We start from the raw sequence: 8,064 nt of genomic DNA, 5'->3' as shown, positions 1-8,064 counted from the left end.
CTTCAATTAAGGCGGATTTACCCGAATTGCCGGTTGAGAAAAAAGCGCGATTTATTACCCAGCTTGGTTTAAATGAATACGACGCGGATGTATTAACGTCACAAAAGTCTCTAGCTGATTACTTTGAGGTAATGCTTGAAGGTAACGAGAAAAATGCTAAATTGTGCGCCAACTGGGTGATGGGTGAATTATCAGCTTCACTGAATAAACACCAATTAGAAATTGAACAGTCACCGGTAACAGCGGCTGCACTTTCGCAATTAGTCTCCCGTATTGGTGATGACACTATTTCTGGAAAAATTGCCAAAGATGTTTTTAAAGCTATGTGGGAAGGCGAAGGTTCTGCGAATGAAATTATTGAGTCCAAAGGTTTGAAGCAAATGACAGACACAGGCGCTATTGAAGCTATTGTTGATGAAATTATTGCCAACAATGCGCCTCAAGTTGAGCAGTTTAAATCAGGTAATGAGAAAATTCTAGGATTTTTTGTTGGTCAAGCAATGAAGGCCACACAAGGAAAGGCTAATCCTAAGTTATTGAATGAGCTGCTTAGAAGTAAGTTAAATTAGACCGACCAGGCTATAGGCCCAATGTTGTATTAGCTTGGTAATCGGCAGGACAACACTCTGAAAAACACCTAAAAATAATAAGCCTAGCAAAATAAATAGCCCATAGGGCTCAAGCTGGTCATATTGGTAAGAAAGCTTAGGGGGTAATAAGGCGCTAACCACTCGACCGCCGTCAAGCGGTGGTAGTGGTAGTAGGTTTAGCACAGCAAGTAAAAGATTAATCTGAACACCTACTTGCGCCATATCGGCTAAAAATTGAGAGCCAGTATTAATGGCTACAAAGATAATGGCTAACCAGCCTGCAGCCATTAAAAAATTACTCACAGGCCCGGCAATCGCCACCCATAACATATCCTTTTTTGGCGATCTTAATGCATTAAAGTTAACAGGCACAGGCTTGGCCCAGCCGAAAATAAAACCTGAGGTGAAATATAAAAATGCCGGTACAGCAATTGTGCCAATAGGGTCTATGTGCTTGATGGGGTTAAGAGTAAGCCTGCCCATCATCCTAGCACTGTGATCACCCAGTAAGGAGGCAATCCAGCCATGTGCAGTTTCATGAACTGTAATCGCAAATAAAACTGGAATAGCGTAAATTAATAGCGTTTGAATATCAATCATAATAGGGTTGCTCGGGTAAAATTAGCGTAATTATTTAAAACCATAGCTTGATTTTATATGAAAACCACGCAACTATTAATACCAACCCAAAAAGAAGCGCCAAATGATGCGCAAATTATTTCACATCAGTTAATGATTCGAGCTGGTTTGATTTCAAAACTAGCCTCTGGTTTATATTCATATCTGCCTATGGGTGTTAGGGTGTTAAAAAAGGTGGAAGCAATCATTCGCGAAGAAATGGATAAGGCAGGTTCGCAAGAAGTGTTAATGCCAGTGTCTCAGCCAGCAGAATTATGGCAGCAGTCTGGTCGTTGGGACGAATATGGGCCGGAATTATTACGCTTTACTGATCGCCACGGTCGTGATTTCTGTATGGGTCCCACTCATGAAGAGGTAATTACCAATTTGGCCGCACAATATATTCGCAGTTATAAACAATTACCAATGAGTTTTTATCAAGTTCAAACTAAATTTAGAGATGAAATTAGGCCAAGATTTGGCGTCATGCGTTCACGTGAATTTATCATGAAAGATGCTTATTCTTTTCATCTAGATCAAGATTCACTGCAAGAGACGTATGACATCATGCATCAAACTTACTGTAATATTTTTGACCGATTGGGGTTGGATTATCGACCAGTATTGGCAGATTCTGGATCAATTGGCGGTGATAGCTCGCATGAATTTCATGTGTTGGCGGATAGTGGTGAGGACGCTATTTGTTTTTCTGATGAGTCAACTTATGCAGCTAATATTGAAAAGGTTGCTTTTACCAAGCAGGCGGCTACAGCGTCACCTCAAAGCGCAGAAGAGAGTGTGCTAACCAAGAAAAAAACCAGCATTGAGCAGGTGGCTGAATTTTTAAATGTAGCGCAATCTCAATGTATTAAAACCTTAATTATTAATACTGCAGAAGGCTTTAAAGCGTTAGCACTACGTGGAGATCATGAGCTGAACGAAATCAAAACGCATAATTTATTTGGCGAATTTGAACTGGCTAGCGATGAGGATATTAAATCACTGGGCTTGAAAAAAGGTTTTATTGGCGTTAAGGATTTACCTATTGACTTAATCGTAGATTATTCTGCCAGTGTTTTGTGTGATTTTGTCTGTGGTGCTAATGAATGGGATCAGCATTTAACCGGTGTTAATTGGTTAGGTGTTGAGTTTGTTGAGGCTGATCTACGTAATGCGGTTGAAGGTGATGACTCACCGGATGGCAAGGGTAAATTAGTCATTAAGCGTGGCATTGAAGTGGGGCATATTTTCCAATTGGGTGATAAATATTCTCACGCCATGAAGGCTAATGTCATTGGCGAATCGGGCAAAGCGGTTACAACAACCATGGGTTGTTATGGTATTGGTGTAACACGCGTTATTGCCGCAGCAATTGAGCAAAATTATGACAATCGTGGTATTATTTTTCCAGCCTCAATTGCCCCATTCCAATTAGTTATTGTGCCGATTAATTACAATAAATCTAGTCGAGTTAAAGAATTGGCAGATAAGTTATATCAGCAATGTCTAGATGCAGGTATCGAGGTATTGTTAGATGATCGCAAAGAGCGTGCTGGGATCATGTTTGCTGATTCTGAATTATTAGGTATTCCACATCGAATGGTGTTGAGTGACACGCATGCTGATAATGGCAATATTGAATATAAAGCCAGAAATGAAGCGGATAAGCTTGAAGTAAGCTACGAGCAAGCCTTATCTTTTATTCAAACTAAGTTAGCTTAAATAGAGGGTTTATCATGGTTTGGTGGCAACATATTATTCCTCAGCACGCATTGTCAAAACTTATGTTTCGATTTGCACGTATTGAAAATACCTGGGTTAAAAACACCTTTACCAAGTGGATTGTTAAAAACTATGGGGTGAATTTATCTGAAGCGGTGCGTGAAAATATTGAAGACTATAAGCACTTTAATGATTTCTTTACCCGTGAACTCAAACCCGGTGCAAGAATCATTGGCGATAGTGATATTATTTGTCCGGTTGATGGCGCCGTTTCTCAAGCAGGTGCGATTAGCCATGCGACTATTTTTCAAGCTAAAAATCATTACTATACGGTATCAGCTTTATTAGGCGGTGATTACCGCGCTGATCAATTTGATTCGGGTTATTTTGCAACCATTTACTTATCTCCTAAGGATTATCACCGCATTCATATGCCGTATGACGCCAAGCTGATATCGATGGATTATATTCCGGGAGATTTGTTCTCAGTTAATCAGGCAACCGCAGAAGGGGTGGATAATTTATTCGCTAGAAATGAGCGTGTCGTGTGTTATTTTCAAACTGAGTTTGGTCTTTGTGCTTTTGTATTGGTTGGCGCTATCTTTGTTGGCTCAATGCAAACGGTTTGGGCAGGACAGATTAACCCACCTTATCAAAAGAAAGTGCAGCATTTTGACTATACCGATCAAAATATTGAGCTTAAAAAAGGTGAGGAAATGGGCCGATTTAACATGGGTTCAACCATCATTATGTTGATGCCTAATCAACAACAAACGCTGAATTTATCTGCTGGTCAAATCACCAGAATGGGTGAGGATTTAATCTAATTTAGTTAGCTTGACCAGCTTGATGGTTTGTTCAGAAATTTGCAATATTTCAATTAATAATTGATCAATCTTTAGACTGACATCTCGTTTAGGGATGGTTTGCAGCTCTTCAAGGATAAGTCCGTTTAAGGTTTTTGCCTTGTCAACAGATAGATTAATTGCAAGTGCTGTGTTTAACTCTCGAATACTGATTCTAGGGTCAACTAGATAACTGCCATCTGTTTGTTGATTGATTTCATCAATACTTTCATTCTGATTAGAGGTAAATTGACCAACAATTTCTTCCAAAATGTCTTCAAGAACCACCATACCGCGAACTTCTCCGTACTCATCAACCACTAGGCCCAGGCGTCTTTTTTGCGTTTGAAAATGTTCTAATTGGTGCGCAAGTGACGTGCCTTCTGGCACAAAATAAGGCTCACGCACCAAATTTAGAACATTGTCTAAATTAAACTCTCCTTTGGCATATAAATTAACCACTTTACGCATATGTAGTACACCAGTGATATTATCACTTGAGCCGTCATAAGTTAATAGTCGAGTATGTTGTATGCGTTCAAGTTGTTTGAGTAGCTCGTCAGGTTTGTTAATATCAACACTAATGAGCTCATGTTTAGGAATCATAATATCCTCAACCTTGACTTTTTCAAGGTCGATAATGTTTAATAACATTTTTTGATAATTCGAAGCAATAATAGGCTTGGCATCATTCACCACCATGCGCAGTTCTTCGGAGCTAATGTCATCGCTTGACTGCTGAGCGTTAATACCGAAAAGCTTAAGAATTAATCTAGATAATCGAGAAATAAGCCAAACTAATGGCTTGAATAGTTTAATTAATACATGAATAACAAGGGAAGCAGGCAGGGCAATTTTTTCAGGATTTTTGGCAGCAAACGTTTTGGGGGTGGTTTCAGCAAATACCAAAATGACAAAGGTTAATGCTAAAGAGGCTAGAACGATAGAATCCTCTCCCCAGAGTTTAATAGACAATATAGTGGCAATACTAGCTGCAAAAATATTGACAAAATTATTGCCTAATAAAATGGTGCCAATTAGCTGATCAACATCTTTTAGTAAATGCTCTGTGCGCCTAGCGTTTTTATTGGTTTTGCTTAAAACTTTGAGACGATAGCGATTAATCGCCATCATTGAGGTTTCAGTGCTGGAAAAAAATGCCGAGGCTAGTATTAGGCTAAATAGCGCAATACTCAGCCAAAAAGTTGAAAGTGATTCCAATCAGATAATTAAATTAAATAAGTTAACGCTTAGTTTAATTTAAATGATTAAAAGCTTCAAGTCCTGGATAAATCGCTTTAGCACCAAGCTGCTCTTCAATGCGTAACAAGCGATTGTACTTAGCTAAGCGGTCTGAACGAGACAACGAGCCTGTTTTGATTTGACCACAACCGGTTGCCACGGCCAAATCAGCGATGGTAGTGTCTTCAGTTTCACCTGATCTGTGTGACATAACAGCTGTATAGCCCGCTTCAGCAGCCATGTTCATTGCAGCAAAGGTCTCAGTAAGTGTACCTATTTGATTCACCTTGATTAAGATTGAATTAGCAATGTTGTTGTCAATGCCTTGTTTAAGAATCTTGCTATTGGTTACAAATAAATCATCACCGACCAGCTGTACTTTATCGCCAATTTTTTTGGTTAATAAGTCCCAACCATCCCAGTCATTTTCATCCATACCGTCTTCAATAGAAATGATCGGGTAGTTTTCAACCCAATTAGCTAAGTAGTCAACAAATTCTGCCGAAGTGAGTGATTTATTTTCCGAAGCTAGATTGTAAGTGCCATCAGCGTAAAACTCAGAACTGGCTGCATCAATACCAATAAAGATGTCTTTACCCGCTTTGTATCCAGCATTCTCAATTGCCTCTAAAATTACTTTAATTGCATCTTCGTTTGAGGCCAAATCTGGGGCGAAACCACCTTCATCACCTACGGCTGTATTCATACCTTGTGCCTCTAATACTGATTTTAAGTGATGAAAGACTTCAGCACCATAACGCAACGCCTCTTTAAAACTAGGTGCGCCTGCAGGAATAATCATAAATTCTTGAATGTCCACACTGTTATTCGCATGCTCGCCACCGTTAATAATGTTCATCATTGGTACGGGCAGTTTATAGTCATCACCCTGATCAAGAGAATCATACAAAGGCTTGTGTTGTCTGTTGGCATTAGCGTGAGCAGCAGCTAATGATACTGCCAAAATAGCATTTGCGCCTAAGCGTGATTTAGTTTCAGTGCCGTCAAGGTCAATCATTGCTTGATCGATTTTTGCAAGATCTTCAATGCCAAAGCCAATTAAGGTTTCATTGATTTCTGTATTAACAAATTCAACCGCCTTTAAAACACCTTTGCCTAAATAGCGAGATTTGTCACCATCACGTAATTCTAATGCCTCACGCTGACCGGTTGAGGCGCCAGATGGTACCATGGCACTGCCAACGGTATTGTCATCTAAGATAACGTCTGCTTCAAGGGTTGGATTGCCTCTAGAATCAAGGATTTCTCTTGCTATAATTTGCTTAATTTTCACGATTTTCCTATTGGTTGTTTATTCAAAGAATGACTTCATTTTACCGAAAAAAGAGTCTGATTCCGGGTGATGTTTCTTGCCACATGAGCCTGAAAATTCTTCCAGTAGTTGTTTTTGTTTTTTGCTTAAATTAACCGGTGTTTCTAATTTAACTTGGCAAATTAAATCACCCGCACCACCGTGACGAATGGCGGTAATTCCTTTGCCTCTTAATCTGAATTGTTTACCAGTTTGTGTGCCTGCTGGAATCTTGATTTTTAATTTTGAATCTAGCGTTGGCACTTCAATTGAACCACCTAGTGCTGCTGTGGCAAAATCAATAGGCACTTCACAATATAGATCGTTACCATCACGCTGGAAGATATCATGAGGCTTGACATGTATTTCAACATACAGATCGCCACTTTGGCCGCCACGAACACCAGCTTCACCTTCGCCACCTAGACGAATGCGATTGCCAGTATCTACGCCAGCTGGGATTTTAACCGATAAGGTTTTTTGCTTGCGCACCACACCCTGGCCATGACACGTTCCACAAGGGGACTCAATCTTTTGACCAGTACCTGAACACTTAGGACAAGGACGCCGCACGGCAAAAAATCCTTGTTGCATTTGTACTTGGCCCGCACCATGGCACGTGCCACAGGTATTAACACTGGTGCCTGGTTTGGCGCCAGTGCCCGAGCAAGTATCACAGGTTTCGTTTTTCGGAATGCGAATTTTAGTGGTGGTGCCTTCAGCCGCTTCTTTTAGATCAATCTCTAAGTCGTAACGTAAATCGGAGCCACGGTTGTCTGCTTGTTGTTGACCGCCGCCGCCAAAAATATCGCCAAAAATATCGCCAAAACCGCCACCACCAAATGGATTTCCGCCGCCAAAACCGCCGGCGCCCGCACTACCATCAACGCCAGCGTGGCCAAATTGATCGTACGCTTGACGTTTTTGATCGTCTGACAAAATGGCATAAGCCTTTTGAATTTCTTTGAATTTTTCTTCGGCCGCTTCTTTATTGTCTGTGTTACGATCTGGGTGGTGTTTCATTGCTAAGCGCTTATAAGCTTTTTTAATTTGCTTTTTATCTGCACCTTTGTCGACACCTAATACTTCGTAATAATCTCTTTGTGACATAACTACCTTTTTATAAAATTAAAAAACCCTCTTCAAACATTGATAGCCTGAAGAAGGTTATTGGTTGATTTAAAATTTAAAGATTATTTGTCGTCTTTAACTTCTTCAAAATCTGCATCAACCACATCGTCGCCTGCATCGGTTGCTTCTGAAGCGCCCTGTGCAGAACCTGCTTTAGCTTGTGCCTTTTCAGCAAGTGGCTGAGCCTTTTCAGTTAGCGCTTGTGATTTAGCGTCAATGGCTTCTTTATCATCACCTTTAACCGCTTCCTCTAGCTCACTAATTGCTGTTTCAATGGCTGTTTTCTCATCCTCAGATACCTCTTCTTTAAGGTCTTCAAGTGTTTGCTTAGTTGAGTGAATTAAAGAATCTGCCATGTTTTTAGAAGTAACTAATTCTTGGAATTTTTTATCTTCATCAGCGTGTGCCTCTGCATCTTTGATCATCTTTTCAACTTCATCATCACTTAAACCTGAAGAGGCCTTAATGGTAATTGATTGCTCTTTGCCGGTATTTTTGTCTTTAGCAGACACGTTTAAAATACCGTCAGAATCAATATCAAGTGTTACTTCAATTTGAGGTTGACCTTTAGGTGCTGCATCAATACCTTCCAGGTTGAATTGAC

At 40.1% G+C, this 8,064-nt stretch carries 7 protein-coding genes and 1 pseudogene; 3 read left to right on the top strand and 5 right to left on the bottom strand.

Features of this window, described 5'->3' with window-relative positions:
* Window positions 1-569 (top strand): annotated as a pseudogene (gene gatB, locus PSN35_RS04930) (Asp-tRNA(Asn)/Glu-tRNA(Gln) amidotransferase GatCAB subunit B); the annotation flags it as partial.
* Here gatB and PSN35_RS04925 read toward each other — a convergent pair.
* Window positions 561-1,190, bottom strand: a complete 630-nt coding sequence (locus tag PSN35_RS04925; protein WP_300030282.1) for a site-2 protease family protein — start codon at window positions 1,188-1,190, stop codon at window positions 561-563. The pseudogene gatB and the gene PSN35_RS04925 sit on opposite strands and share 9 nt — an antisense overlap.
* A 57-nt stretch (window positions 1,191-1,247) precedes the next feature.
* Between PSN35_RS04925 and PSN35_RS04920 the strand changes: the two genes are divergently transcribed.
* Both PSN35_RS04920 and asd read left to right on the top strand, forming a co-directional pair.
* A complete protein-coding gene (locus PSN35_RS04920; RefSeq protein WP_300030279.1) occupies window positions 1,248-2,930 on the top strand; it encodes a proline--tRNA ligase in 1,683 nt (560 codons plus the stop codon).
* Between the two features lie 14 nt (window positions 2,931-2,944).
* Entirely contained in the window at window positions 2,945-3,757 is an 813-nt protein-coding gene (gene asd, locus PSN35_RS04915) for an archaetidylserine decarboxylase (RefSeq protein WP_300030276.1), read from the top strand.
* On the opposite strand, the gene PSN35_RS04910 is transcribed toward asd, so the two are convergent.
* The 4 genes from PSN35_RS04910 to PSN35_RS04895 all read right to left on the bottom strand — a co-directional run.
* Window positions 3,749-4,996 carry a CNNM domain-containing protein gene (locus tag PSN35_RS04910; protein ID WP_300030273.1) on the bottom strand — a complete coding sequence of 416 codons (1,248 nt, stop codon included), beginning with the start codon at window positions 4,994-4,996 and terminating at the stop codon, window positions 3,749-3,751. The two genes, asd and PSN35_RS04910, sit on opposite strands and share 9 nt — an antisense overlap.
* 34 nt (window positions 4,997-5,030) lie before the next feature.
* A complete protein-coding gene (eno, locus tag PSN35_RS04905; protein WP_300030270.1) occupies window positions 5,031-6,311 on the bottom strand; it encodes a phosphopyruvate hydratase in 1,281 nt (426 codons plus the stop codon).
* Window positions 6,312-6,329: 18 nt separating this feature from the next.
* A complete protein-coding gene (gene dnaJ, locus PSN35_RS04900) occupies window positions 6,330-7,439 on the bottom strand; it encodes a molecular chaperone DnaJ (protein ID WP_300030268.1) in 1,110 nt (369 codons plus the stop codon).
* Between the two features lie 83 nt (window positions 7,440-7,522).
* Window positions 7,523-8,064 (bottom strand): Hsp70 family protein (locus tag PSN35_RS04895; protein WP_300030265.1); only part of this gene is annotated, 542 nt, incomplete at its 5' end.

The sequence above is a fragment of the Candidatus Thioglobus sp. genome (genome assembly GCF_028599055.1).
In the GTDB taxonomy this organism is placed as follows: Bacteria; Pseudomonadota; Gammaproteobacteria; order PS1; family Pseudothioglobaceae; genus Thioglobus_A.
The sequence above is the reverse complement of the archived record's forward strand: the minus strand, read 5'-3'. Positions and strand labels throughout refer to the sequence as shown.